This window comes from Mesorhizobium sp. M2A.F.Ca.ET.046.03.2.1, from assembly GCF_003952425.1.
GTDB lineage: Bacteria > Pseudomonadota > Alphaproteobacteria > Rhizobiales > Rhizobiaceae > Mesorhizobium.
The window spans coordinates 3,445,786-3,471,352 of record NZ_CP034449.1; the positions used below are offsets into that span (position 1 = coordinate 3,445,786).

Consider the following 25,567-nt stretch of genomic DNA (forward strand, 5'->3'; position numbering starts at 1 on the left):
AGATGGAGAATCCGTTCGGCCCCAACAGGATCGAGTACGAAAGTCGCCCGATACTGTGGTTCAGTCAGAAGTCGGCCTTGATTTCTGCCGCCGCCAAGCCGGTCTTCGTCGCAGGGACGAGAGGCAGCGGCAAGACCAGTATTCTTCGCTCGCTTTCCACAGTTCATATCCTCGAAGACAAAAGTCTCGCGGACCAAGTCGGCAAGCTCGGCTGGTATGGCGTCTTCTTCCAGCTCAATGAGACATTTTCGCCCCTAATCGACAACGCGGTTCTGAACCTCATTCCGGAGCGGATACGCTTCGACACGGCCGCCGTGATCCCGCGGCAATTCGTAATCTTCTCTCACTATCTGGAGCTGAAGATAGTCGAACGCCTGCTCGAGAGCATCAGCCAGCTCAGACGCGACAGCCACTTGAAATACCGGGCCTCTGAAGATAGGGACGTCGCCTTGGCACTGCATCGCGAAGTGCTGCACTTCATACCCCAACCTGCCCGTCTCGACTTCTTCAGCATAGATGAGCTGCGGGGTGGGATAACCCGGTACGTCGACGAATGCTTCAACGCGTTCTTCTTTGCCGCCGATGAGGGAGCGACCGGCTTCAGAGCGACAGACCCTGGCGCGATCATTAACAAGGTCGCGACCGCGATCACCCCACTTTTAAATGGCCCATCTTTCGCCGGTGACAGGGCGCCCTTCTTCAAGATCCTGATTGACGACTGTGAGGCACTGACACCGCTCCAACAGCAGTTCCTGAACACCTTGGTGAGGAAGACGCGCGGCAATGTGAAATGGGTCCTCGCCTACATCGGCGGCCTTTACGACACGATCCGGACGATCATACCCGGCCAGTCGCTCTCGAATGCTGACCGGGACGTCGAGAATCTTGATTCAGTCGATCCGAGGGAGTTCGCCACGCTGTGCGAGAACGTGTCGTCGCTTCGGCTCTACTATGCGCTTCCTGACCATCTGCGGAGTGATCTCAAGCGCAACGATGCGCTCAGCGCGTTTTCGCTCAAAAACCGGCTGGGGCGGCTTTCCGTCAATGACATCATCGAGCGGGTTATCATATCGGGTCATTCCGAGGGCAGAGAAGAGCTTGTGGCACTCGCTGATGCAGCACGTGAATTCCTCTCCGTGAATTTGAGGACGGCGGATCAGCAGCAATTCCTTCTTGATCGAAAAGCGCGCCCTTATGCCGAAGGGCTGGCGCTCGCGCTCATGAACCCGGAAATCAAGCGCCGGCCCATGAGCAAGGCGGATGCTTCAAATCTGAAGAGGTCGATCGCCCGGAAACAGGGATGGGCTTTTCTGAAAGCGTGCCAGATGCTGCGTCTGCATGACTACCCGTACGTAGGGCACCAGATCATCACATCATTGAGCGACGTCTGTATACGCGATTTCCTTGATATAATGGGAGAGATCTTCCGCCGCAGTGTTCCGAGTTCCAGTGATCCACGAAAACTGGTGGAATTCATCAACTCGGATTTACAGATTCATCTCGAACAGCAGAGACAGGCTGTGAACGCCGCCTCTCAACGGAAGCTTGATGGACTTCAGGCGCTTTCACATCCGTACGAAGAAGAGAGCGTGCGCATGGTGCGGGCGTTGGGTTACCTGACCGCTCGCCTCCAGACAGAGTTTGCCGAAGAAAATGCTCTAGGAACGACAGAGAGAGGCATTTTCAGGGTTGATCTAAAGGAAATGCGCTCGCTGGTGAACCGACTGGAGCAACCCAGCGGAAAACTGGACGAGGTCCTGCGTCGGGCGGAAAGGGATGGGTTTATCCGGGAGGTCTCCGCCGCCGGCAACTTTGAGGTGGACCGCGCCGACCCCGCATCGAAGGAGATGCTGATCAGATTGCATCGGCGATTTGCACCTTACTTCGGGTTCTCCTATCGCGGCCCGTACGAAATCAACACAATCCCTGCGGCGCAGATGGTCGACCTGCTTTTTACCAGGCATCGGCTCCCAGAAGACTGGGCCGACTCGGTGTTTAAGGAGCTCGTCGCGCGGCCCGCACTCAAGACCGAATTCCAGCACTCGCTTTTCGAGAGCGATCTCGAATGACCGCTTCAACTGTCGAGTATCGAGTCTTCGGCCATCTGGCCGTCACTGAGAAGGCGAGAGATGCAGGTACCTGCGAAACGATGGAGGCAGATATCGCGATCGTCGCGCTTGGATGGGAAACGCGTTTCGCCGCGTTCGAAAACCATCTTGACCTGAAGGTCGGCAAAATCGTGGTTCTGGACTTTGCTCTGAAGGAAGCGAACGTCCCAGCCGTCGAAGAAAACCGGCGAAAGCTCATCGCTATGGGTACCCGATGGGGCGTCGAAGTGACTGCGATCACCCTCGAGCCTTCCATCGAGTATCAGAAGAACATCAATCTCCTCGATCACCTGCTCACTCAGATGGCCGCTTCATGTGGCTCATACGAAGGAAGCCTGCGGAAGGTTTTCGTCGAGTGCTCGACGATGCCGCGAATCTACATCCAATGGCTGATTGCGGTGGCATTCAAGAAAATGTCGATTCAGTCTCTCGAATTCGGGTACGCCGAAGGTATCTACGGGAACGCGATCGGCAAAGAGGATTTTTCCAGCGGCTTGGACCGATACGTCACCGTCCCTCATCTTCAAGGCAGCGGAGGAATGGGCGAAGAGAAAGTCCTGCTCGTGGGGATCGGAGGAGATGCCGACGTATTCTACGGATTGATCGATATCGTCAGTCCGGAACGGATCTCGCTCCTCGTCCCAAGAAGCGAGAAGAATGCGCATATCGATGCTTTGCTCGATCAACAGGTGGCCAAGGTACGTGAAACCCACCGGCTCGAAGATGGCGAAGTTCGCGACATCCAGGCTTTCGGGCTGATGGCCCACCTCGATGCTTTCGAGACGTATCTCGACGGGTTCGGCTCGCGTGCGGTGGTGAACGTTTTTGTCAGCGGCCCGAAGGTTCAGGCCATCGCTGCTGCCGTGCTCGCCTGCTCCGACAGCCGCGTCCATCTCAAGGCACGAATTCCCACCTCCTATGCCCATCGTGAAGTCTCAGCGAATGGGCGGTATCATATCTATAGGCTGATTGACCTGACATCCCCTGCCTGCAGCCTTCCCGGGACGTTCTGACACGATCTTGCATTCGAGTAGCATCATGGTCCCAGTAGCCGTTCCGCCAAGCCTTCAGCGCATGTTCGTGTCGCCCGATCCGGTCGATGGGGGACTAATTCCCACTTAGAAGCTGCTCTACATCAGATCAGGGGAAATGCAGACTGGCAGAATTCCATAATTAGCGACTCAAAACATATACTCAGGCGAGACTGTTTAGCATAGAAATAGTGAGCGCTCTCCAATATGTTAGGCTCTGTCGCAGTAGCGCAACAAGCTCAGTCTTTGGATGGGTGGTATGAGGATGAGACGACTGAATGTGTACAGGCTCAGTCATTTTATCGAGGCTCTCGTTTTTGTCGTAAGCGCGTTCGGTGCGACGTGGCTTACCAGCTTTGTGAACGCGCCATGGTGGGCATATGTGATTATAGCGGCCATCACTATGGGCATGTTCGTAGCCGTGCGTCGGGTCCTTTCTGAGCCGCAACGTATGGGACTCTTGGCACACAACTCGGCAGCGACCTCTGCGTGAACCCAGGCGCCTTGAAAATGTCCCCGATGCGTCCGGATTTTTGGCGGTGATCTTCAATCAAATGCGATGAGCTGCAATTTCTGGCGACGGCCACGCTAAGGGCGGGCCTCCAGCACCATGTTGAACGGTGTCTCCGCGGCGCGACGCAATCGCTTGAAGCCGCCGCCGGTCACAACCTTGCGCAGCCTCGCCTCACCGGCCTGGGCTCCAAGCGCGAGCCCGACTTCCTGCGACACGGATGCGGGCGTGCACACGAAAGTGGAAGCGGCATAGTAAACGCGGCCGACGGGATTGAGGTTCGCCGCCAGATGATCATGCGCGAACGGCTCGACGATCATCCACGTGCCGTCCGGCTTGAGCGATCCGTGGACATGGGTGGCGGCGCCCGTCGGGTCGCCCATGTCGTGAAGGCAATCGAAGAATGTGACGAGGTCATACGTTCCGGGATAGCTCTTGGCGGCCGCCACGTCGAACCGCGTGTTAACGCCGACGCCGGCTACCTCGGCCGCCTTGCGGGCGCGCTCAATCGAGGGGGCATGATAGTCGAAGCCGACGAAGCGCGAATTGGGGAAGGCCTGTGCCATGAGCACGGTCGATGCACCATGACCGCATCCAACATCCGCGACGTCCACGCCGCGTTCGAGCTTCTCGACGACGCCCTCCAAGGCCGGCAGCCAGGAGTCGATCAGATTGGCATTGTAGCCTGGACGGAAGAACCGTTCCGTACCGCGAAACAGACACGCGCTATGATCGTGCCACCCGACGCCCTTGCCGGACTGGAATGCCTGCCTCACCTTTTCTTCATCGAGCCACAGCGCGGACAGGAACTCGAATGCGCCTGCCATGAAGGCCGGGCTGTCTTCATCAGCGAACACCAGCTCTTGCTCGGCGTTGAGATAGAATTTGTCGCTCGCTTCATCGTAGTCGACGTAACCCGCCGCCGCCTGCCCGGAAAGCCATTCCCTTACGAGGCGTTCCTGGGTGCCGGTGCGTGTCGAAAGTTCGGCGGCCGTCATCTTGCCGCCTTCGCGCAATGCCTTAAACAGGCCGAGTCTGTCCCCCAGCAGGACTCCCGCGCCCGTTGCGATCGCACCGAGATCGCCGACCATTTTCCCCAAGAATGCGTCCAACTTTTCCTGATTCGCTTCAGACATCTGAATCTCCCTTTGGGTTCAATCTCTCCAGGCGACGGAGCCGTGCTCGTCATGAGGCGCCTTGAGCATCAGATGCTCGAAGACATGCAGATATCCCCGGCGGCTCATCCGCGCTGCCGATCCTGCACCAGACCATATCGGTGACGAGCGGCGCGGTGGTCGGGAATGACAGCCACCTCCATGCCGTTGAAAAGCAGGAAATCCGTCACTTTGCCCTCGTCGGTAACCGGCGGAGCCGGAGTGGTCGTCACCAGGGCAAGCCCTGTTGCAGCAGGTATCCTTGGGCAGCCTGTCAGAACATCGATGACTCCGGTTGTGGTGCCGGGGCGGGCGATCAGGGGCCAAGTGATTGTTCCGCGGCGGCTGTATGTTGTGGTAAGGTGATCATGCGAACTCTTGTTGGTCGGTCACGTGTTTTGCGGATGACCCGCATGTACTGTGCCAAATGAGAAAACCATTCAAACGCAATCCAGTAGATCTGACTGTATCCGACATTGTCGGAATTTGGACATCGCCGAACGCGAAGCGCTCGGGGCTTGTGACGATACTTGAGCGTGCTGCTTCGGAGGAGGGATGCGCCTCGAACCGGCCGCGAGGCCTTTTTCTGGCAACGGATATTCCGGCCGGGTTAGGCCGCGAGGAAAGCGACGGTGAATAAGAGGTAGAGGACCAACCGTTTTGAGCGGGTAGTTGCCGTGTTGCGCCCCCAGGCAAAGGCCAGCACCACGGAGCAGTATTTCTGGTGGCGATACTACATCGCCTTTAAGTGCCGGTTACCCGTTTTTACCCAGTTGGCCTGGTGCATTCAGAGCGAGGTCGTTGGAAACCGCTTATTGTGGCTATGAGCAAACTCGGGATGGAGGAGTGGACCCAAAAATTGGCAAAATGCCCCAGGGAGGATTACATGGGTCGCTCATTCCCCGTACTCGTTACAGGTGCGCGTCGCTACGCAAACAGCTTGCTTTTGACTTGGCGTTTCTTGCCGTTTCGGCATCGCTCACTAATTCGGCCGCTGCCGACACCGTGAACTGGCGTCAATTCGAAGGGACCAGCATAACTTGGGCCTACGACATCCACCCCTATGCGGATGCTCTCGCTGCGCAACTTTCCGGAGTTCGAGAAGCTGACCCGGCATCAAGGTCACGCCGGAACTCTACCCAGACGATTCTTACTGGAACAAGATGACGATCCAACTGACGACGAAGTCGCCAGCATGGGATGTGTTCGGCACTGGCATTCAGCCCGCGTAGGACCTCGCTCCGAGTGGCGCCTGCTGGACAAATACCTGAGTGATCCGAAGCTTACCGATGCTGGATACGACTACATTCGGACATGATCAAGAAGTGCGCGGCTCCTTCCTTCGCCAATGATAACTGGAACCAGGTCGTGGACGGCATCTCGTCCGGCCGCACCGCGATGACGATCGACTCAAAAATGTTCGGCTTCTGGAACGATGTTGCGGGGAAGCCGGCATCCGGCAAGATCGCCTTCGCTCCGCCGCTGCACGCACCGAGCGCCACGAGCTTGGATTCTGACATCTGGATCTGGGCTCTCGCCATGAACGCGGCTTCCGAAAAGAAGGGCACGGCCTGGCTGTTCATCCCGTGGGCCACCTCCAAGCAGGTGGCGCTCAAGGGTGCCCTTGCTGGCCAGCTCGTCAATCCGCCGCGCACGTCGACCTGGCAGGACGATACCTAGACTAAGTACGCTTCGCAGCCCGAGTTCAACAACTTCGTTGACAGCTTCAAAAAGATACAGGATCAAGCCGCGCTGGCTTTCACACCGCGTGTCGGCTTCGGCGAAGCCATGAACGCATGGGCCGTGGCGATGCAGAAGATGGCAAACGGCGATGACGTCGAGACGACGTTGAGGGCGCTTGCCGAAGAAATCCGCACTGGCCTCTGATCAAAAGGAACAGGGCAGTACTATTGCACTGCCCTGTTCCCGCCAACGGCGGAGATCACGCCGTGTCACCCCAAGCACTTAAACCCAGCGCTGCTTCGCCCGGCCGCGCCGACGATTTTTCTTGGCCGCCAAGGCGGCAGCCTGCGGCCGGGGCCACAACCGAAACGACCACGGCGATCAGTCCGTAAGCTGCCCGGGGCAGCGGAAGGGCGGAAAGCGCCTTCAGGTGGCCGCACAAGTAGGGTCTCGAGACGGACTCAGCGCGGCAGCACGCTCGATCCCATCAGCGCCTCATCGATGGCGCGCGCCGCCTGGCGGCCCTCGCGGATCGCCCAGACGACCAGCGACTGGCCGCGCCGCACGTCGCCCGCCGCATAGAGCTTTTCGACGCTGGTCCTGTAGTCCCGGTCATTGGCCTCGACATTCTTCGAGCGGCGGCTGTCAATGGCGATCTTCATCTGGCCGGCCAGTTCCGACACCGGCCCGCGAGCGGCTGGCCCGGCAAAGCCGATGGCGATGAACGCGAGATCGGCACGAATGACGAATTCGCTGCCGGCGATCGGCTTGCGCTTTTCGTCGACCTCGCAGCATTTGACCCCGGTCAGCTGGCCGTCTTCGCCGATGAACTCGAGCGTCGCCACCTGAAACTCGCGCTCGGCGCCTTCGGCCTGCGAGGACGAGGTGCGCATCTTGGTCGCCCAGTAGGGCCAGACCGAAAGCTTGTCTTCCTTTTCCGGCGGCTGCGGACGGATGTCGAGCTGGGTGACGCGGACCGCGCCCTGGCGGAAGGCGGTGCCGACGCAGTCGGACGCGGTATCGCCGCCGCCGACGACGACCACATGCTGGCCGCCGGCGAGGATCGGATGCGACGGCCACGCCACCGACTGGATCGGTTCGCCGCCGACACGCCTGTTCTGCTGCACCAGATAGGGCATCGCGTCATGCACGCCGCCGAGATCGTCGCCGGGAATGCCGGCCGCGCGCGGCGTTTCGGAACCGCCGCAATAAAGCACCGCGTCATGTTCGGCGAGCAGCTCGGCAACCGGCTTGTCGACGCCGACATTGACGCCGCAATGGAAGGTGACGCCCTCGCCCTGCATCTGCTCGATGCGCCGGTCGATATAGTGCTTCTCGATCTTGAAGTCGGGAATGCCGTAACGCATCAGCCCGCCGGGCCGGCTCTCGCGCTCATAGACATGGACGTCGTGGCCGGCGCGGCCGAGCTGCTGGGCAGCCGACATGCCGGCCGGGCCGGAGCCGATGACGGCGACGCGCTTGCCGGTCTTCTTCTCCGGCGGATAGGGCCTGATATGGCCGGTCTCGTAAGCCTTGTCGGCGATCGCCTGCTCGACCGTCTTGATGGCGACGGGAATGTCCTCGAGGTTCAGCGTGCAGGCTTCCTCGCAAGGTGCGGGGCAGATGCGGCCGGTGAATTCCGGGAAATTGTTGGTCGAATGCAGGTTGCGGATCGCATTGTCCCAGTCGCCATTGTAGACGAGGTCGTTCCAGTCCGGGATCTGGTTGTGGATGGGACAGCCCGTTGGCCCGTGGCAGAACGGAATGCCGCAATCCATGCAGCGCGCGGCCTGTTTCTCGACCTCCTTGTCCGACATCGGCAGCGTGAATTCACGGAAATGCCGGATGCGGTCGGAGGCCGGCTGGTACTTGTGCACCTGCCGGTCGATTTCGAGAAAGCCTGTTACCTTGCCCATAGTCCAGCTCCTGCTGTCCAGATGGCGCGCCTGGCGACGCCCTGCAGCTGGATCAGATGGGGCATCCCGTCCACACATGGGCCGCACCAAGTTGCCCAAAATTCGACTATGTACACTTGCCGGGCTCAAAGCTCGTGAGGGGCTCGCCATGCAGCCAGTTCTCGACTCTAATCGAAGGAGCCGGGGACTCCATCTGCAATACCACGTTGCGGTCCAAAGCTATTTCCAAAGGTTTCTGCACGAGCTGGTTTCCTCTCAGAGACGGCACACGGGTTCAGGGAGGAGCGCATCGCTCGTCTTGCCCCATTAAGTGCAGTCACAGTCACTCAGTCTCAAAAGCCATGCCAACGCGCTCAGCGCGCAGTTAGCGCCCATTGCTTCGAAAAACCTCGTCAGTGCCCAGATGTTGGTTGTAATGAACCTGACATTTGTCTGACGCTGTCAGCTTTTGGACACGCGATCACGCGCTTCGTGCCGCCAGGCCAGGCCGAGCCCTGTGTTGCCAGCGGTCGCTTCGATGATTGTACCGCCCGGCGCGAGCTGGCCACGCTGTTCGGCATTAACGATCATCGACAACGCAATGCGATCCTTGATCGATCCGCCGGGATTTTGGCTTTCGAGCTTGACGAAGAGAATTCCTGACTCCGACGTTGTACCGCTGACCAGCCGTGTTGGAGCTGAAATCAGAGGAGTTCGCCTTGGTGGAGACCTTTCGGACGCAGCGATAGCAGCCATCAACCAGCTTCTTCTAAAACACAAGGTGATCTTCTTCCGCGGCCAGGAGCATCTCGACGATGCGGAGCAGGAATTGTTCGCGCGGCGTCTGGGTAACCTTGTACCTCATCCCACGCAGGGGCCGGCAGCCGGCACGGCCTCAATCCTCAATCTCGATTCCGGCCGTGGCGGTGGCAGGGCAGACCAGTGGCATACCGATGTGACTTTCGTCGATGCCTATCCGAAATTCTCGGTCCTACGTGGCGTCGTCATTCCGGCGGCGGGGGGCGACACGATCTGGTCCAACACGCACGCCGCGTACGAGAATCTGCCGGCGCCGCTCAAAATATTGGCGGACAATCTGTGGGCTATTCATAGCAATGCCTACGACTACGCAGCCGTGCGCCCGCGCGCCACAGCCGAAGAGAAGAAGCACTTCGAGGAAGTTTTCACATCGACGATCTACGAGACCGAGCATCCGGTCGTGCGCGTCCATCCGGAAACCGGGGAGAAGTCGCTGCTGCTCGGCAATTTCGTGCAGCGCCTCGTCGGCCTTTCCAAGAGCGATTCCGCCAAACTCTACGAGGTGTTCCAGTCCTACGTCACTGCCCCGGAAAATACCGTGCGGTGGCGCTGGCAAGTAGGCGACGTCGCTATCTGGGACAACCGTGCTAACCAGCATTATGCGGTCAACGACTATGGCGACCAGCACCGGGTTGTGCGTCGCGCTACGGTTGACGGTGACGTTCCGATCGGCGTCGACGGTCGCCGCAGTATAACCCATGTCAAGGCAGCCAAGCCGGCGGCGAAGGCAGCCTGACCGTCTGAACAGGGTAAAGATGAAAACTTCGTATCGCCGCGGCCATATCGCGCTGCTTAACCGCCCCACAAAGCCTTATGATTTCCGAGAAGCAAGGCGAGTTGCGGGCTCGAGGCTTGGCCCGAAATCGAGGTCCTGCAGCGTGGCGCATGGCTCGAGTCGCTGCTCGTGGCCCCGCTGCAGCGGTACAGGTCCCCCACCGCCCCACCATCTCGCCCGCCCTGCACCTCGGATAGCGATCATTCACCGTTTGTTCATTATGATAGCGCACGATCATAACTGGACATGCTGGTAGCTCGTACATGCCTGAAGGCCCTGCGCGCCGACCCAGCGCCGGGGCCTTTTTACTTCCGCAAAATCGATTCCAGCAACGCGGGCACTTCGCAGGATGTCGGAATCCCGCGCTTGCGATGATACGCCGTACAGCGAATTGCGCGAGTCAAACGAATTTGGGTTTCTCAAATATAGAATCGTCGATACCGATCCTGATGGATCGAGCCTCGACGACGAAGTCAACCATCTTCAAACGGAATTATTCAACATTGCCGAGAGCTCCCGGTGTGCCGTCGAAGCCGACATTGGGGAGGTCAGCGGTCACCAACGATCATGGTGATCGCCAGCATCTTTCGTATTCACATAACCGTCGGCCTTGTACTTTCCCGAGGCCATGACATGAGTGGGTCTTCCAAGCACCGATTTGGCCCGGTAGGATTTGCAGGGGGCGCGGACAAGCGGATGAACAAACGGAATGATGCCGGAAAACTGCGCGCGCCTGCTGGGATTTAGCCGACCGTCGATAGGAACATAGCCCTGGTCGACGGCTTTCTGAAGGGCAAGAGTTTCGCCGACCTGGCTCAGGAACATGGCTTGTCGACAACGAGGGTGCGCCAAATCATCGAGAAGGCCGATCGGCTCGTGGGCGGCGCATTCAGACCAAGACTGAAACGTCCAACGCCTCGCCTCGGTCCGATTTCATGGTCGACTATCCCTATGTGTGCAAATGGCCGAGAAGCACCGGCTGGGTAGCGTCACGCCGCATCATTCTTTGCGGAGCTGGAGCGCGCGGGATCGCTGGAGCGGCTGGTGAAAGCGGTTGCCGGGGCGCACAACACGTGAGCTGGCGCCTCGTGTGGCAAAAGGAGAGGGCGAGAGCCCATGGCCTGCAATGAAGCGATCAAGCATTGCGATCGTGGAACCAAGCTAGTCGACCATCCGGACCGCGGCCTTCAATGCCAGCTCGCCTTGGAATCGGCCTTCCAGGAATTGGCTGAGCGCGCAGCGGAATCCGGCTGGACCGAGGAGATAGCCACGCGCTCCTCGAACTCGCCGGCGCGCGCCTCAGGAGCGACTCCGCCAATGACAGACTGAGAGGACGATTAATCGTGCCAGGGCAACGAGAGAGCGGCAGGTTCAAGAAGCTTCGCCTGAACCGATAGGAACGTCGCTGCGCCAATAAAATTGGCGGTGAAGGCTGACCGCGGCCGAGTCGGGCAAGCGAGCGAAGTGCTGAAATAAGGGCGTGAGAATCCAAGACATCGTTTGTAGAGAGCATCGAGCTTCGCGAGATTGTGGTACAGGATCGACCGCAGGTGTTCTCGCAGCGCTCGCAGAACCCGGGATTCTTCCGCGGCACCCGCCAAGGCGAAGAACGGTCAGAGTTGCACGATAACGTTTAAAAGCGAGCCTTCCTCCGAAAGTCTGCGCGCGCAGTTCCACGGTCCGATGCGCTTTCATAGCTATTCCAATCGCCGCGCCCATCCTCTCCCGGATCAGGTCCAGCGGGTCTGCAGTGCATGCGCCCCCAAAGTGGACGCCATTGGGCCGGGTGAACCGGGCTCGATTGCGCGCCGAAGGCCCGTTCCAGGCCCGGAAATCCGGGTCCGTCAGGGCGAGCGCGTGCGGGTCGAGGTAGAGAACGGCCTTGCCGAGAAAACGACCGTGCACTGGCATCGCGTGCGTGTGCCACATGCCATGGATGGCGTGCCTCACCTCACGCAGAAGCCCGCGAAAAGGCAACGGAAGATCTAGCATTTATGGGGGAAATGTTTTTTCGGAGTGCTTGACCCGCAGGAAGGGCAGGGCATGACTGCCTATCGCCCGACCCGGCCGGCCGCACTCATGACCGGCTGGGCTCGGTTAATCCTGCATGCCGCGCCCATGAGGTTGCGCTCTGTCGGGAGTGCGTCGAGCACAACGACGAGATGTAGTTCACGATCTTTGAAACGCGTGTCAACCATCCAAAGTGTGGATGCCTTTCATCGAAACAAACGATTTCATCAATGTTCTGGAATCCTGCATGGGCAGAACAGAAACCGCCCGAAAGGAGATTTTTCATGCGCTCTACCGGGCAGTGGAGTGCTGGGAAAGGGAGTTGCAACTGACCGGGTCCGACTTCTTCCGAGTCTATGGACAGACTGGGAGACGCGCACGGTGTAGCGGCTCACATCGTCATACTGCACCTACGCCACACACCGGCCGGACCTGATCCGGCTTTATGAGCATTGGGCTTTGTCAGTTGCCCAAGCGTGATGGCTTTCGCGACGCGGCGCGCCTCAGGAACTGAGCCGCGTCCAGGTCGAAACGCGGGAAAGAAAGACAGGAAACAGAATGGCCGATCAATTCGCAACGGACGTCATTGCCCTGATCAAGAAACGCGCCGAGTCGGAGAGCGGTGAGGGAATGCCTGCGTCATTCGTCGGCGAGATAACAATCGCCACGGAACTGGACGCGCTCGGGTTTGATTCGCTGGGTTTGGCGGACGTCCTCTGGGATGTGGAGCAGGCCTACGGCATCAAGATCGACATGAACACGGCCGATGCCTGGTCCAATCTCAAGAATGTCGGCGACGTCGTGGAAGCCGTCCGCGGCTTGCTTGCGAAGGAGGCTTGAATGGACAGGCGCGTCGTTATCACCGGAGTGGGCGGCCTGTGCGGACTGGGCACCGACGCCGCCTCTATGTGGAAAGAGATGCGCGAAGGCCGCTCCGCCATCGGCCCGATCGCCAATTCCGAGCTTCATGACCTGGAGGGCATGACCGGCGCTGAGATCAAGGCGCTGCCCCAGCACGACATCAACCGGGGGCATCTCATCTCCATGGACCGCTTCAGCTTGCTCGCCGTGCTTGCAGCGCGCGAAGCCATGCGGCAGGCCGGACTTTCCTGGGACGAGGGGAATGCCCATCGCTTCGGCGCGACAGTGGGCGTCGGATTTACCGGTTCATACGCAACAGAACAAACTTACCGCTCACTGCTTTTGGGTAGCGCAATCCGTGCTGAACTCTTCACTGGAGTAAAGGTGATGCCCAGCGCCGCTTCCGTCCATCTTAGCTTGAGCCTCGGCTTGCGCGGGCCGGTCTTCGGGGTGACCTCCGCATGTGCCTCGGCCAACCATGCGATCGCCTCGGCGGTGGACCAGATCAAGCTGGGCCGGGCCGACGTAATGGTTTCCGGAGGCAGCGACGCACCCTTCGCATGGGGCGTGCTGAAAGCATGGGAAGCAATGCGCGTGCTTTCACCCGATACCTGCCGGCCCTTCTCCGCCGATAGGAAGGGCCTGGTGCTGGGCGAGGGTGCGGGCATGGCCGTGCTGGAAAGCTACGAGCATGCCACGAGGCGTGGTGCCACAATTCTTGCCGAGATCGCCGGCGTCGGCCTTTCCGCCGATGCCTTCCACATTGCCGCGCCATCTGTCGAGGGGCCAGCGTCGGCGATGCGCGCCTGCCTTGCCGATGCCGGGCTGAATGCCGAGGACGTCGACTACCTCAACGCGCACGGCACCGGTACCAAAAGCAATGATCAGACTGAAACGGCGGCGATCAAGCGTGTGTTTGGAAACCACGCTTATTTGATGTCCATCTCTTCCACCAAGTCCACGCACGCGCATTGCCTCGGCGCAGCGAGCGCGCTTGAAATGATCGCCTGCGTGATGGCAATCCAAGAGGACGTCGTGCCGCCGACCGCCAACTATCGCGAGCCAGATCCCGCTTGCGACCTCGACATCACACCCAATGTGCCGCGCGAGCGCAAGGTGCGCGTCGCCATGAGCAACGCCTTCGCCATGGGCGGTACGAACGCAGTTCTGGCATTCAGGCAGGTGTAGAAGCCATGCAAGACGCCTCATTTGAGGTCACCTGTCGTATCTAGCTGCTTGCCGGACCACTATGTGAAGCGAGCGCTATTGGCTGCCTCTGCGATGCGGGAATTGGCAGCGGACGTCTCACGATCAAACAGGCATCTGCTTGTAGAATTCTTTTAATCGTGAAGCGGCGCGAGTGCGCTATCCGTTGAGGTGAGCAAGGCCGGCGCCCTGGGTGAGCGCTGGTGTCGGGTGGTGGAAAGTACAGGGGGAGCTGTGTGGCCCCCTCTTTCTCGGCCTCGACGATGTGCGAAGGAGCCTGTGCGGCGAACGGGCCGACGCCCCAGGCTCAGAACCTGGGCGAACCTAACTCCCGCCAAAGGACAGCCCAGAGCTGGATACACGAAAGAGATACTGAACCCGCGAATCAGATTCTGATCAATCGTCGTGTCTGAGCTCCGCTCGGCTCTTACGGAGATAATCGCGCGGCCCGGCAACGGCCGCGCGTGCCGCGGGCGTGAGCTTTGCGCTTCGTCAGAAGTGCCTCGAGCGTGACGACGATAATTGACCAGCCATATGGAACGCATTCGCCCAGTTATCCAAAGCGTGGATACCTTTCATCTAAACAAAGGATTTTACCGTTTTTGCTGCAGGTCCCATAGAGGCGCTTCAAGTTGGAAAGATAGGTAGTTCCCATGGTTGCGTTGGATCCGAGGAGCATCATCTGGTGTGCGGGGCGCACAAAGTCAGTCGCATCTGCATTACGGCTTGGTCTTTCGGCGGTCTCCCCAAGTTACGCCCCGTTGGTGCGATGCCAATTATTTAACCAATGCTTGGACATTTATCTCAACCAGACAGCTCCAAGGTGAGGTCTTCCATGCGCCCGAATGTCGATTGGAAGTTGTGCTGGGAAAATGAGCTGCAACTGGCCGACCATGTCGAACTCTCCGACTTTTTTCGAAAGACCTATGGACGGACTGGCGCCTTCAACGCGGAGCCATTCGAAGGCGGCCGCAGTTGGGCCGGCGCGAGGCCGGAATTCCGCGCAATCGGCTACGACGCGCATGGGGTAGCGGCTCACATCGGCATGCTGCGGCGCTTCATCAAAGTTGGCGAGGTCGACTTGATCGTCGCTGAATTGGGCCTGTACGCGGTTCGTCCGGATCTTGAAGGGCTCGGAATCGGTTTTTCGATGCGCGTGGCGTACCCAGTGCTCCATCAGTTGGGTGTTCCATTCGCTTTCGGCACGGTTCGGCACGCGCTGCGAAACCATGTCGAAAGATTCTGCAGAGCCGGCCTCGCGAACATTGTGTCGGGCGTTCGCGTACGATCGACCCGTCCAGATGTGCATCCCGACCTGCCGCCCACGCGCCTGGAAGACGTACTCGTGTTGGTTTCGCCGATCGGACGCTCGATGGACGAGTGGCCGTCCGGTACCCTGATCGACCGGAACGGTCCGGAACTATGAAGCCTCTGGACTACATATGCGAAGGGCAGAGTGACAATGCCGATGGCACTGCAGAGCGCAGCGTCTATCTGACGTTTGACGATGGTCCCAATTCATTTTTCACACCGCAGATACTCAATGTGCTGGCGCAACATCAGGTGACGGCGACCTTCTTCGTTGTTGGGGCCTACGCGGCCGACGAGCCGGAACTCGTTCGCCGAATTATTACAGACGGGCACGGTATAGCCAACCACACGATGACTCATCCGGACCTGGCCAAATGCGGGTCCGTCGAAGTCGACTGCCAGATAGTTGAGGCAAACAGAGTCATAGGGATGGCTTGCCCGCAGGCCATGGTTCGGTACTTTCGTGCACCGTATGGCATCTGGACCGAAGAAGTAATCGCTGCATCAGCGGGTGCGGCATTGGCGCCCGTCCATTGGTCCATTGATCCACGCGACTGGTCTCGCCCCGGCGTTGACGCCATCGTCGACAGAGTGCTCGCCGATATCCGGCCGGGCGCAATCGTGCTGTTGCACGACGGGTGCGCTCCCGACGAATTGCAACCAGGCAATCAAGCCAGTCTGCGCGACCAGACGGTGACAGCGTTGTCACGCCTAATTCCAGAATTGCACGGCCGCGGATTTGTAATCCGATCACTTCCTCAACACCCCTGAACAAACAGAGATCCTATGGACCTTCTCACCACAGCCAGTACTGTTGCCGTTTCGTCTTATGCGGTGCTCTCGACTGTTTACAGAGGCATGCAAGCGGTCTACTCCCAACCGGAAAATGTTACGCCGCCGTCGGAAAGCTTGTTCGGATCCGACCGTTGGCCGAGCGTGGATGTCATTATCCCCTGCTACAATGAGGACCCGCGCACACTCGCGGCGTGTTTAGCTTCCATTGCAAATCAAGATTACGCCGGAACATTTCAGGTCTATCTGGTTGACGACGGTTCTGGAAATCGTAATGCCGTCATCCCGGTACATCACGCCTACGAGGGCGACCCGAGATTCAATTTCATTCTGCTCCGCGAGAATGTTGGCAAACGCAAGGCGCAGATCGCCGCCATCCGCCGCTCATCTGGAGATTTCGTGCTCAGCGTCGACTCTGACACGACACTTGCGTCCGACGTCATCACAAAGCTTGCAGTAAAAATGCGGGATTCCATGGTCGGAGCGGCCATGGGCCAGCTGACGGCATACAACCGCAGCGACACTTGGTTGACCCGATTGATCGATATGGAATACTGGCTGGCTTGCAATGAGGAGCGCGCGGCGCAAGGTCGCTTTGGTGCGGTCATGTGCTGCTGCGGCCCATGTGCAATGTACCGCCGGTCTTGTCTCCTTTCTCTGCTGGATCAATACGAGACGCAGCTGTTCAGGGGGAAACCAAGCGACTTCGGTGAAGACCGTCATCTTACGATCCTCATGCTGAAAGCAGGCTTTCGAACCGAGTACGTTCCAGGTGCCGTCGCGGCGACAGTCGTTCCGGACAAGATGGGACCTTATTTGCGCCAACAACTCCGCTGGGCACGAAGCACCTTCCGGGACACGATGCTTGCGCGAGGTCTACTGCGTGGCCTGGATCGCTATCTAACTTTGGATGTGATGGGAGAGAATCTCGGCCCATTGTTGCTCGGCATCGCGGTAGTAACGGCGCTCGGTGAGCTACTATTTTCACATACAGTAAATTGGTGGACGGTGCTGGCTATTGTCACGATGACCATAATCAGATCTACGGTGTTATCTTTCCGCACTCGGCAGCTTCGATTCATCGGCTATTCAATGCACGCGTTAATCAGGATATTCCTGTTGATCCCCTTGAAGGCTTACGCCCTGTGTACATTGAGCAATAGCGATTGGCTGTCGCGTAAAAGTGTTCCCCTGCCCAACAGGAGCACAAAGGAAATCACAAGCGCGATGCCGCTTGCCGGAGCAAATGCTGCGGGCAATTCTGGAATTGCGGAGTCACTTCATACTGCAGATCTTTCGCTCACAGCTGGTGAAGTCTGACGGCCTTGCAGCGCCGAGTGACCGAGTAAGTTGTGTCAGTCGACACGGGGTGAAGCTTTCGAGTTACCTATGGTCAGAACGGGAACTATCTGGAAGCGACACGTGGCATCTTGACGTTATTCTTTGGCGGAAGCGATACACGCGTCGCTCCGGCCGCGACTTTCCAAAGGTGCCATCTCAAGGCGGTGGCCTGCTCTGAACCAGAATTCGCAAGTAAGCTGCCGGTGGCCAATCGGACTCATTCCGCTTGAGATAGACGCATGTCCAATGTAGCAATCGACCTTACCGGCGTAACCAAATTATTCGGAAACAAGCTCGTTGTGGACGGGCTGTCCTTCACCGTTGCATCGGGAGAGTGCTTCGGTCTGCTGGGGCCGAACGGCGCAGGCAAGAGCACGATTGCGCGTATGCTCCTCGGTATGACCCGGCCTGACGCGGGTGATATAACAGTCCTCGGTCTACCAGTGCCGGCACGCAGCCGCTTGGCCCGCAAGGGCATAGGCGTGGTCCCGCAGTTCGACAATCTCGACCTGGAATTTACGGTACGCGAGAACCTGTTGGTGTTCGGGCGCTACTTCGGCATGAGTACAAGAGAGATCAACGCCGTCATCCCACGGCTCCTCGAGTTCGCTCGCCTTGAGAGCAAGGCGGATTCACGTGTCGGCCTGCTATCCGGCGGGATGAAGCGGCGCCTGACGCTGGCACGTGCTCTGATCAACGACCCCCAGTTGCTTGTGATGGATGAGCCCACGACCGGCCTCGACCCGCATGCCCGCCATCTGATCTGGGAGCGACTTCGTTTCCTGCTGGCGAGCGGAAAAACGATCATTTTGACCACCCATTTCATGGAAGAGGCTGAGCGGCTTTGTGATCGGCTGTGTGTTCTCGAGCGGGGACGCAAGATCGCCGAGGGCAGTCCTCATGCGCTGATCGACGAGTACATTGGGTGCAACGTGATCGAGATCTTCGGCGGCAATCCACAGGAGCTGATTTCGCTGATCAGACCGTACGTTCAGCGTGTCGAGGTAAGCGGCGAGACGCTCTTTTGCTATGCGCCTGAGCCGGAGGATGTGCGCATCCAGCTTCGCGGTCGAGCGGGTCTGCGTATTCTAGAGCGTCCACCCAGTCTGGAGGACGTTTTCTTGAGGTTAACCGGACGTGAGATGGAGAAGTGAGCAATGGGTGAACGTTTTGCGGCCGCTCTACCCGCCAACGCCTGGAACTGGATCGCGGTGTGGCGCCGCAATCATCTGGCATGGAAGAAGGTGGCATTTGCTTCAATGCTCGGCACCCTTGCTGATCCGATGATTTACCTTTTCGGGCTCGGCACTGGCCTTGGACTGTTGGTAGGCCGCATCGAAGGTGCATCCTACATCGCCTTTCTGGCAGCCGGCATGGTTGCGACGAGCGCGATGACAGCATCAACCTTCGAAACAATTTACGCGGTTTTCGGTCGAATGCGCGATCAGGGCACTTGGGAAGCAATCCTGCACACACAACTTACCCTCGGCGACATCGTTCTCGGTGAATTGACCTGGGCAGCCACAAAGGCCTTTCTGGCCGGTACGACAATTGCGATTGTTGCCGCCGCGCTAGGTTATGCCGCGTGGACGTCGGTTCTCTACGTGCTGCCGGTCATCGCTCTCACCGGGTTCGCCTTTGCGAGCCTGGCCATGCTCGTCATCGCGCTCGCGCCCAGTTATCACTATTTTATTTTCTATCAGACGCTTGTCATCACACCCATGCTGTTCCTTTCGGGCGCGGTTTTTCCAGTCGGCCAATTGCCAGGAGTGTTTCAGCAGATTGCGGCCTTCTCGCCGCTGGCGAATTCTATCGATCTAATCCGTCCGGTGATGCTCGGCCGCCTGGGCGACAATGTAGGGCTGCATATAGGCGCACTTTGCATGTTCGCTGTATTGCCTTTTTTTCTGTCGGCTGGACTGTTTCATCGACGACTAATGCGTTGACGCTTACCTACGCCCATCAACGAGAAGGAGGTCCGCAATGCCGGATTGCAAACTGCCCCCAGCGGCCCGGAGGCATGCGTGTGCCAGGAATCGCGAGTGGTACAACAACGCCGAAGCCGGGCGCCACCCAGCCGCTGCAGGCACGCGCCCATCTTCGCGACCACACCTCGGAGTACAGGCTGGGTGGTGAGGCGCGCGGACCCACCCGGAGCGTTCAAGCGATAGCAGCCAAGCTTCTTGTGCGCGTCCCCAGACCGTCGCGGCCATTATTTAGTTGGATACACATGCAATGACCCACAACGAACCAACTCCTGAGCCTTTTGTGATCCTTGCTATGCCAAGGACCGGAACACACTATTTAGAAGAATTGCTAAACGAGCATCCGACCGTTCTGAGTAACGGTGAGTTGCTAAACGAATATGATCCCAATTGGCCCAGCACGGATCGCCTGCTAGGCACGGATCGCGAGCTTCTTGAGCTTGCCTATGTGCGCTGCCCTATGCGCGACTACAAGAATGTGACGCATCTTGGCTGCAAGATCAATGAACCTCAGTTTCGCGAGCGTCCAGCATTCTTTGCGGAATTAGCTCGTTGGCCAGCACTCAAGGTCATCCTCGTTGTTCGCCGAAACGTATTGGAATCGCTCCGATCCTTTGTGCAGGCCAGGGAAAGCGGTCAGTGGCTGAAGTTCAGCTCGGACAACGATACCGCTCGGCCACCGAGCGTCAGGTTGTCAATCGCCGACTGTGAGGCTTATTTCAAAGCCGCCGACGATTTTCACGCTCGCGTTATGGACTCCTTCACGTCGACCAACCTGCTTGTAATGGAATACGAGAGCCTACTTCACGAACCTGCCCAATGCTTGGGAGCGGTTTGGGATTTCCTGGGCGTTCCAGCGCTTGAGCCATCAGATAACGCCATCTTGCAGCGCCAGGAAACGCGACCGCTTGATCAAACGGTGGAGAACTTTGACGAGTTGCGGATTCACTTCGCACGCGGACCTTATTCAAGATTTTTTGACCTCGGAGATTCAATGCGCTCCTACGCTTAATCGCTTGTACCGCGTGCTCTGATGGGCGTGTAGGATATCCTGCAGTTTGCGCGCATTCCGTTCCAAAACTGACAAACCAAAGTCACCAAGGCAACCGGCAGTCGATCTGCGGCGAACATCAAAGGGCACGGGCGCAAGGCGACCTGGTCAATTCCCTCTCTGATGAAGCACTTCCTCAGACGCGATCTTTGGCGAGCCTCGAGTGCAGAATTCCGGCAAGGTGGAGGGTTCCAGTGCGCAACTGCACCAATCTCGCTGGACGGGACAGGCGTCCAGTTGGCACGGCGCTTGCTCCGAGATGACAGCAGCGCTCGACCGGAGCGCAGCATGGGAGAAGGAGGAGCCCCCACCCCGATCCGGTCAGGGAGAGAGAAACGATGTTGGTTCCAAGAGTCCCCCGCGCGATCGCAGCGCCCCGCAAGCGCCATTTTGCCCGGACCTACGTGCAGGTACTTGCCGCCATGGTCCTTGGAGCCGCAATTGGCTACCTCTATCCGGAAACCGGCCAAAGCCTGAAGCCGCTCGGCGATGCCTTCATCAAAGTCATCAAGATGATTATCGCACCTGTCATCTTCCTGACAATTGCGACCGGCATTGCCGGCATGAGCGATCTGCAGAAGGTCGGCCGAGTTGCCGCCAAGGCGATGGTTTATTTCCTTACCTTCTCGACGCTTGCACTCGTTGTCGGGCTGATTGTCGCGAATATCGTTCAGCCTGGCGCCGGCCTCAACATCGATCCGGCCTCGCTCGATGTCGAAGCCGTTAAGGGCTATGTGGCCACGGCTCACGAGCAGTCCGTGACCAGCTTCCTGATGAACATCATCCCGTCAACGATTGCCAGTGCCTTCGCGGAAGGCGACATCCTGCAAGTCTTGTTCTTCTCGGTCTTGTTCGGCATTGCTCTGGCGATGACCGGAGAGACGAGCAGGCCGGTCGTTACCTTTCTCCAGGCGCTCACCGCCCCCATTTTTAAGCTCGTCGGCATTCTGATGAAGGCTGCACCCATCGGCGCCTTCGGCGCTATGGCCTTTACGATCGGCAAATACGGAATCGGTTCGGTGGCCAACCTCGCGATACTGGTCGCGACGTTCTATCTGACCGCCTTCCTCTTCGTGTTCGGGGTTCTCGGCGTGGTCTGCCGCTGCAACGGCTTCTCGATCTTTTCTCTTGTCCGCTACATCAAGGACGAGCTGCTGCTTGTCCTGGCAACGTCCTCCTCGGAGGCCGCGCTGCCCTCGCTCATGGAGAAGATGGAGAAGGCCGGCGCCGCGCGTTCGGTCGTAAGTCTCGTCATCCCTACTGGATACTCATTCAATCTGGACGGCACCAATATCTACATGACGATCGCCGCCCTCTTCATCGCGCAGGCGACGAACACAGATTTGTCAATTGCCGATCAGATCCTCCTGCTGCTAATTGCGATGCTTTCCTCGAAGGGTGCGGCAGGCGTCACCGGCGCCGGCTTCATCACATTGGCCGCTACTCTGTCTGTCGTGCCGAGTGTTCCCGTTGCCGGAATGGCTCTAATTCTTGGCGTGGACCGCTTCATGTCGGAATGCCGCGCGCTGACGAATTTAGTCGGTAATGCGGTGGCATCGCTCGTTGTCGCTCGCTGGGAAGGCGAATTGGACCAGTCCCGGATGGAAGCCGCTTTCCGCGGTTAGGGTTACATCAAACGGGCTCCCCGCAAGCAAGCAATAGCGCGACGTGTAAGTCACGGCCTTCACAGCAGTCGAATTGCCGGCCTCCAAAGAGCGCTGGAAATAGTGTACTAACGCGGAGAGTAATACAACACCATGAAGCCCCTAAGCAAACGAACGGTTCACGGAAACTCATCTGGGTCCGCATGGAGCGCTGTTCGTCGAATGCGTTATCAACCGTGGGGTGTGGTAACTATTTCAGCTTGCCGCCCCAAGCCGTCGCGGGATCGCACCGGATGACGGAGGACCGGCCGATCAGAATCGCTAGGGGAAAGCGCGTCACAATTGCCGATCTCGCCCGCGAAGCCGGAGTCAGCGTAGCAACAGTCGATCGGGTTCTGAACGTCCGCCTTCCGGTGCGAGAGGAGACCGCCCAGCGGGTCCATGCGGCCGCGCACGCGATCGGCTATCATGCTGCCGGTCTCATCAAACAGCGCTTGCAGCAGCACCTGCCGCACTACAAGCTGGGCTTCATCTTGAGAAAACCTGCCCACGATTTTTACCAAGATTTCGCTCGCAATATTGAAGAGTCGGTCAGTATGGCTAAATCCTTCCACGGCCTTCCGATCATCGAGTTCGCGCAGTCACATTTGCCGCGTGACCTGCTCCCGCTTCTTAAGGACCTTGGAAGCCGCTGCCAGGCGATCGCCATGGTGGCGGCCGATCACCCGAAAATCACAGCATCAGTCGAGGAGCTCAAGGCGAAAGGTATCCCGGTATTTTCGCTGTTATCCGACTTCGCCGATGGCGTGCGCGAGGGCTACATCGGCCTCAACAACAGCAAGGTCGGACGGACTGCCGCTTGGGTGTTTTCCAAGGCCGCAAAACGGCCCGGCAAGGTGGCGGTGTTTGTCGGAAGCCATCGCTTCCAGGCGCATGCGACGCGGGAAACGGCCTTTCGTGCCTATTTTCGTGAGAACGCGCCCAAATTCGAGGTGCTTGATCCGCTCGTGAACCTTGATGAACGGCAGCTCACTTACGAAAAATTGCTGGATCTTATGCAGCGGGAACCAGAGCTCGTCGGCTTCTATATGGCCGGCGGGGGTATAGAGGGAGCAATTTCCGCGCTCCGAGAAGAGGGGAGCGGTCAGGATCTCGTCGCGATCGTGAGTGAAATGACGCCGCAGTCACGTGGGGCGCTTGCGGATGACATCTTGACGATGGCGGTCGGCACGCCAATGCGCCGACTTTGCCAGGAGCTGATAATGGCAATGGAGCGGGCCATCAAAGCCGGCGTCGCGGAGAGCCCGGGGCAGACATTTCTGCCGTTCGACATTTATCTTCCGGAAAATATTTGACCTTGATGGATTTCTATCATGAGCGCCCATTTTCCTTTCACCGATGAAAGGAAAGCTCGATTGACTCGGCCGTCTCTGTCCGATCTGTGAACCGGCGTGGTTCCGTCTTGAAAGAAGCCGGATGCCGAAATGGCAGCCGCGCTTCATGGAAGGAAAGTCAAGCAATGCGCCAGGTATCGCCCCGCTTTGCACTCGATCACATGGCGGCGCCCCGCCTTGACGTCAGTGCGCTTTTCGCGCTTGCCCGTGACCAAGGCCTGACCGACGTCCAAATCCGTTACCCTCATTTCAGCAATCCTGTCGCACGCGGCATTCCGGCTGCGGACGTTCGGTTTGCCGCTACCGAAGCGGGCGTCACGATCATCTCTGTCAACGCCTTGCAGCGGTTCAACGACTGGACTCCAACGCGTCAGGCCGAGGCAAGCAACCTCGCCGATTATGCGACGGCGTGCGGGGCAGAGACGCTCGTGTTGGTGCCGGCCAACCGCAGCTCGTGGCCCACCAATAGCGAGCGCCAGGACAATCTTCGTTTCGCTCTAAACGAGATCAAGCCAATCCTCCAGTCGCGGGGTCTGATCGGTCTCATCGAGCCGCTGGGTTTCCGAACCTGCTCGCTTCGATCAAAGAAGGAAGCGGCCGAGGCCGTTGCCGCGGTTGATGGCCAGTCCGTCTTTCGCCTCGTGCACGACACGTTCCACCACACCCTGGCCGGGGAGACATGCCTGTTCTGCGAGCTTACCGGCCTGGTGCACATTTCAAGCGTAAACGACCCGACCTTCTGGATTTACCCCGATCGCTTTCTTGCAGGTTCCGACAATGGCAGCCAGATTCAGGCGCTGCTGGATGGCGGCTACGCGGGACCTTTCTCGTTCGAGCTGATCGAGGAAGTCCATTCTCTGGACGATCTCGCAGGCGCACTTGCCGCCAGCATCGACTTTATCCGGCGAGGGCTATTGTCGTCAAAGTAGATGGTGACAGGTGTAGTGACTATAGGTGCGCCTGAATTTTCCGAGGGTTCACAGCGGGGCAGCCATCCGAGATGCCTCCTGTATCATTATCTCCCGCATCCAGATGCTTGCCGGATCGCTATTGTGGAGGGCCGGCCATTGGAGGGTCTCGGTGAATGTGGGAAATGGCAGCGGAAGTTCGATAACCCGCAGGGGGAACGTTTTTTCGAAATGCCTGACCAGCCGTAAGGGCATGGTCGCTATACGAGCTGTGCCGGACACCATAGGTGGAATCATGCTGAAGCCCTGCACGGCGACCTCGACACGTCTCTTAAGGCCATGCTCAAGCAAAAACCATTCCTCGATAGACGGCTTCATCGTACGCCCGAACCTGACCGCGACGTGCCTCATCGACATGTATCTCTCGAATGTAAGCTGCTGTGGCAGCTGCTTGTTTGTGGGACAGCCTACGCACACGAGCTTCTCGTCAAACAGCGCAATGCTTGAATGCACACTCGACGTGAACATATCCGGTAGAATTAGAAAATCGACGTCACCGCGCCGGAGAAGCTCATCGGGGCTATCGTCGACAGGCAGCAGTTCGAAGCTGACGGCGGGGGCTTCCCGTGAAATACGCTCCACAAGCTTTTCGAAAAACACGAGCGTGACGAAATCGGAAAGAATGATCCTGAAGAGGCGATCGGCTCGAGCTGGGTCAAACGGATCCGAAGAAATAATCGAGCACTGGATGTGCTGGAGAGCGTCGCGAACTGCGGGGGCAAATGCTGCCGCACGCGGGGTTAGAAATCGTTCGCGACCTCTTATCGTAAACAGTTCATCGCGGAAATAATCGCGCAGTCGGGCGACGGCCGCACTCATGGCGGGCTGACTCAGGTTGATCCTGCGTGCCGCCGCCGAGAGATTACGCTCCGTCAGGAGTGCGTCGAGCACAACGAGGAGATTTAGATCAAGTCCTTTGAAACGCATGTCATCAGCCATCCATGGGATGGATGCCTTTAACCGAAACAAACGACTTTAACAATTTAGCATTCTTGCAATCTTTTGTCGCAAAAAGTTTATGATGGATGACGTTAAGGTCCGACATATGAGCCGCGTGATCTGCCGAAG

The 25,567-nt window shown here is 58.5% G+C and carries 19 protein-coding genes and 5 pseudogenes; 16 read left to right on the forward strand and 8 right to left on the reverse strand.

Annotation, left to right across the window (positions count from 1 at the left end; all coding sequences use genetic code 11):
* Window positions 1-2: 2 nt before the first annotated feature.
* Both EJ072_RS16550 and EJ072_RS16555 read left to right on the forward strand, forming a co-directional pair.
* On the forward strand, window positions 3-2,069 hold the full coding sequence (locus EJ072_RS16550) for a hypothetical protein (protein ID WP_126057629.1): 2,067 nt from the start codon (window positions 3-5) through the stop codon (window positions 2,067-2,069).
* Window positions 2,066-3,121: a hypothetical protein gene (locus EJ072_RS16555; RefSeq protein ID WP_126057630.1), complete on the forward strand. Its 1,056-nt coding sequence runs from the start codon at window positions 2,066-2,068 to the stop codon at window positions 3,119-3,121. Before EJ072_RS16550 ends, EJ072_RS16555 begins: the two co-directional genes overlap by 4 nt.
* Before the next feature lie 606 nt (window positions 3,122-3,727).
* On the opposite strand, the gene EJ072_RS16560 is transcribed toward EJ072_RS16555, so the two are convergent.
* Together EJ072_RS16560 and EJ072_RS16565 are read right to left on the reverse strand one after the other, a co-directional pair.
* Window positions 3,728-4,786: a class I SAM-dependent methyltransferase gene (locus EJ072_RS16560; RefSeq protein ID WP_024504268.1), complete on the reverse strand. Its 1,059-nt coding sequence runs from the start codon at window positions 4,784-4,786 to the stop codon at window positions 3,728-3,730.
* Between the two features lie 57 nt (window positions 4,787-4,843).
* Window positions 4,844-5,064 (reverse strand): annotated as a pseudogene (locus EJ072_RS16565) (insulinase family protein); the annotation flags it as partial.
* Window positions 5,065-6,118: 1,054 nt separating this feature from the next.
* Here EJ072_RS16565 and EJ072_RS36795 point away from each other — a divergent pair.
* Window positions 6,119-6,484, forward strand: coding sequence for an extracellular solute-binding protein (locus tag EJ072_RS36795; RefSeq protein ID WP_245454714.1), 366 nt, complete (start codon window positions 6,119-6,121; stop codon window positions 6,482-6,484).
* A gap of 464 nt (window positions 6,485-6,948) precedes the next feature.
* Here the strand turns inward: EJ072_RS36795 and EJ072_RS16575 are convergent, their stop codons facing one another.
* From EJ072_RS16575 to EJ072_RS36800, 3 genes and pseudogenes are all read right to left on the reverse strand, one after another.
* Window positions 6,949-8,403: a glutamate synthase subunit beta gene (locus EJ072_RS16575; protein ID WP_024504270.1), complete on the reverse strand. Its 1,455-nt coding sequence runs from the start codon at window positions 8,401-8,403 to the stop codon at window positions 6,949-6,951.
* Between the two features lie 41 nt (window positions 8,404-8,444).
* Window positions 8,445-8,608 (reverse strand): annotated as a pseudogene (locus tag EJ072_RS16580) (thioredoxin domain-containing protein); the annotation flags it as partial.
* A gap of 275 nt (window positions 8,609-8,883) precedes the next feature.
* A pseudogene (locus EJ072_RS36800) lies at window positions 8,884-9,069 on the reverse strand (pyridoxal-phosphate dependent enzyme); the annotation flags it as partial.
* On the opposite strand from EJ072_RS36800, the gene EJ072_RS16590 reads away from it, so the two are divergent.
* The gene (locus tag EJ072_RS16590) at window positions 8,984-9,937 is read left to right on the forward strand and encodes a TauD/TfdA family dioxygenase (protein WP_024504271.1); all 954 of its coding nucleotides are present in this window, start codon (window positions 8,984-8,986) and stop codon (window positions 9,935-9,937) included. The pseudogene EJ072_RS36800 and the gene EJ072_RS16590 sit on opposite strands and share 86 nt — an antisense overlap.
* A 594-nt stretch (window positions 9,938-10,531) precedes the next feature.
* Here EJ072_RS16590 and EJ072_RS36000 read toward each other — a convergent pair.
* The gene (locus tag EJ072_RS36000) at window positions 10,532-10,801 is read right to left on the reverse strand and encodes a hypothetical protein (RefSeq protein ID WP_024504272.1); all 270 of its coding nucleotides are present in this window, start codon (window positions 10,799-10,801) and stop codon (window positions 10,532-10,534) included.
* A 993-nt stretch (window positions 10,802-11,794) separates the two neighbouring features.
* On the opposite strand from EJ072_RS36000, the pseudogene EJ072_RS16600 reads away from it, so the two are divergent.
* A pseudogene (locus tag EJ072_RS16600) lies at window positions 11,795-11,941 on the forward strand (multicopper oxidase domain-containing protein); the annotation flags it as partial.
* A 104-nt stretch (window positions 11,942-12,045) separates the two neighbouring features.
* Here EJ072_RS16600 and EJ072_RS36805 read toward each other — a convergent pair.
* Window positions 12,046-12,174, reverse strand: a pseudogene (locus EJ072_RS36805) (LysR family transcriptional regulator); the annotation flags it as partial.
* Between the two features lie 370 nt (window positions 12,175-12,544).
* On the opposite strand from EJ072_RS36805, the gene EJ072_RS16605 reads away from it, so the two are divergent.
* The 11 genes from EJ072_RS16605 (at window position 12,545) to EJ072_RS16655 (ending at window position 24,460) form a co-directional block, all read left to right on the forward strand.
* On the forward strand, window positions 12,545-12,826 hold the full coding sequence (locus EJ072_RS16605; protein ID WP_029356603.1) for an acyl carrier protein: 282 nt from the start codon (window positions 12,545-12,547) through the stop codon (window positions 12,824-12,826).
* Window positions 12,827-14,035 carry a beta-ketoacyl-[acyl-carrier-protein] synthase family protein gene (locus EJ072_RS16610; protein ID WP_126057631.1) on the forward strand — a complete coding sequence of 403 codons (1,209 nt, stop codon included), beginning with the start codon at window positions 12,827-12,829 and terminating at the stop codon, window positions 14,033-14,035. It begins immediately after the preceding gene.
* Window positions 14,036-14,888: 853 nt separating this feature from the next.
* Window positions 14,889-15,479 (forward strand): NodA family N-acyltransferase, encoded by a 591-nt coding sequence (locus EJ072_RS16615; protein ID WP_024505875.1) that lies wholly within the window; start codon window positions 14,889-14,891, stop codon window positions 15,477-15,479.
* The gene (gene nodB / locus EJ072_RS16620; protein ID WP_126057632.1) at window positions 15,476-16,135 is read left to right on the forward strand and encodes a chitooligosaccharide deacetylase NodB; all 660 of its coding nucleotides are present in this window, start codon (window positions 15,476-15,478) and stop codon (window positions 16,133-16,135) included. The genes EJ072_RS16615 and nodB overlap by 4 nt, the downstream gene beginning before the upstream one ends.
* Window positions 16,136-16,150: 15 nt before the next feature.
* Entirely contained in the window at window positions 16,151-17,476 is a 1,326-nt protein-coding gene (gene nodC / locus EJ072_RS16625) for a chitooligosaccharide synthase NodC (RefSeq protein ID WP_032899868.1), read from the forward strand.
* 260 nt (window positions 17,477-17,736) lie between these two features.
* Complete coding sequence (gene nodI / locus EJ072_RS16630) at window positions 17,737-18,651, forward strand: nodulation factor ABC transporter ATP-binding protein NodI (RefSeq protein ID WP_024505873.1); 915 nt, start codon at window positions 17,737-17,739, stop codon at window positions 18,649-18,651.
* Window positions 18,652-18,654: 3 nt separating this feature from the next.
* Window positions 18,655-19,443, forward strand: a complete 789-nt coding sequence (locus EJ072_RS16635) for an ABC transporter permease (RefSeq protein ID WP_029356621.1) — start codon at window positions 18,655-18,657, stop codon at window positions 19,441-19,443.
* Window positions 19,444-19,732: 289 nt separating this feature from the next.
* Window positions 19,733-20,494: a sulfotransferase gene (locus EJ072_RS16640; RefSeq protein ID WP_024505871.1), complete on the forward strand. Its 762-nt coding sequence runs from the start codon at window positions 19,733-19,735 to the stop codon at window positions 20,492-20,494.
* A gap of 377 nt (window positions 20,495-20,871) precedes the next feature.
* Window positions 20,872-22,158: a dicarboxylate/amino acid:cation symporter gene (locus EJ072_RS16645; protein ID WP_126063813.1), complete on the forward strand. Its 1,287-nt coding sequence runs from the start codon at window positions 20,872-20,874 to the stop codon at window positions 22,156-22,158.
* A gap of 272 nt (window positions 22,159-22,430) precedes the next feature.
* Complete coding sequence (locus EJ072_RS16650; RefSeq protein WP_024505889.1) at window positions 22,431-23,492, forward strand: LacI family DNA-binding transcriptional regulator; 1,062 nt, start codon at window positions 22,431-22,433, stop codon at window positions 23,490-23,492.
* 164 nt (window positions 23,493-23,656) lie between these two features.
* Window positions 23,657-24,460, forward strand: a complete 804-nt coding sequence (locus EJ072_RS16655) for a TIM barrel protein (RefSeq protein WP_024505888.1) — start codon at window positions 23,657-23,659, stop codon at window positions 24,458-24,460.
* Window positions 24,461-24,508: 48 nt separating this feature from the next.
* Here EJ072_RS16655 and EJ072_RS16660 read toward each other — a convergent pair whose 3' ends face one another.
* A complete protein-coding gene (locus EJ072_RS16660) occupies window positions 24,509-25,426 on the reverse strand; it encodes a LysR family transcriptional regulator (RefSeq protein ID WP_024505887.1) in 918 nt (305 codons plus the stop codon).
* Between the last annotated feature and the right edge of the window lie 141 nt (window positions 25,427-25,567).

What these genes read in the sequence shown, in the direction of transcription:
- EJ072_RS16550 (WP_126057629.1), top strand. Translation starts at nt 3, where the DNA reads ATGGAGAATCCGTTCGGCCCCAACAGGATCGAGTACGAAAGTCGCCCG.
- EJ072_RS16555 (WP_126057630.1), top strand. Translation starts at nt 2,066, where the DNA reads ATGACCGCTTCAACTGTCGAGTATCGAGTCTTCGGCCATCTGGCCGTC.
- EJ072_RS16560 (WP_024504268.1), bottom strand. Translation starts at nt 4,786, where the DNA reads ATGTCTGAAGCGAATCAGGAAAAGTTGGACGCATTCTTGGGGAAAATG.
- EJ072_RS36795 (WP_245454714.1), top strand. Translation starts at nt 6,119, where the DNA reads ATGATCAAGAAGTGCGCGGCTCCTTCCTTCGCCAATGATAACTGGAAC.
- EJ072_RS16575 (WP_024504270.1), bottom strand. Translation starts at nt 8,403, where the DNA reads ATGGGCAAGGTAACAGGCTTTCTCGAAATCGACCGGCAGGTGCACAAG.
- EJ072_RS16590 (WP_024504271.1), top strand. Translation starts at nt 8,984, where the DNA reads ATGCGATCCTTGATCGATCCGCCGGGATTTTGGCTTTCGAGCTTGACG.
- EJ072_RS36000 (WP_024504272.1), bottom strand. Translation starts at nt 10,801, where the DNA reads ATGTTCCTGAGCCAGGTCGGCGAAACTCTTGCCCTTCAGAAAGCCGTC.
- EJ072_RS16605 (WP_029356603.1), top strand. Translation starts at nt 12,545, where the DNA reads ATGGCCGATCAATTCGCAACGGACGTCATTGCCCTGATCAAGAAACGC.
- EJ072_RS16610 (WP_126057631.1), top strand. Translation starts at nt 12,827, where the DNA reads ATGGACAGGCGCGTCGTTATCACCGGAGTGGGCGGCCTGTGCGGACTG.
- EJ072_RS16615 (WP_024505875.1), top strand. Translation starts at nt 14,889, where the DNA reads ATGCGCCCGAATGTCGATTGGAAGTTGTGCTGGGAAAATGAGCTGCAA.
- nodB (WP_126057632.1), top strand. Translation starts at nt 15,476, where the DNA reads ATGAAGCCTCTGGACTACATATGCGAAGGGCAGAGTGACAATGCCGAT.
- nodC (WP_032899868.1), top strand. Translation starts at nt 16,151, where the DNA reads ATGGACCTTCTCACCACAGCCAGTACTGTTGCCGTTTCGTCTTATGCG.
- nodI (WP_024505873.1), top strand. Translation starts at nt 17,737, where the DNA reads ATGTCCAATGTAGCAATCGACCTTACCGGCGTAACCAAATTATTCGGA.
- EJ072_RS16635 (WP_029356621.1), top strand. Translation starts at nt 18,655, where the DNA reads ATGGGTGAACGTTTTGCGGCCGCTCTACCCGCCAACGCCTGGAACTGG.
- EJ072_RS16640 (WP_024505871.1), top strand. Translation starts at nt 19,733, where the DNA reads ATGACCCACAACGAACCAACTCCTGAGCCTTTTGTGATCCTTGCTATG.
- EJ072_RS16645 (WP_126063813.1), top strand. Translation starts at nt 20,872, where the DNA reads ATGTTGGTTCCAAGAGTCCCCCGCGCGATCGCAGCGCCCCGCAAGCGC.
- EJ072_RS16650 (WP_024505889.1), top strand. Translation starts at nt 22,431, where the DNA reads ATGACGGAGGACCGGCCGATCAGAATCGCTAGGGGAAAGCGCGTCACA.
- EJ072_RS16655 (WP_024505888.1), top strand. Translation starts at nt 23,657, where the DNA reads ATGCGCCAGGTATCGCCCCGCTTTGCACTCGATCACATGGCGGCGCCC.
- EJ072_RS16660 (WP_024505887.1), bottom strand. Translation starts at nt 25,426, where the DNA reads ATGCGTTTCAAAGGACTTGATCTAAATCTCCTCGTTGTGCTCGACGCA.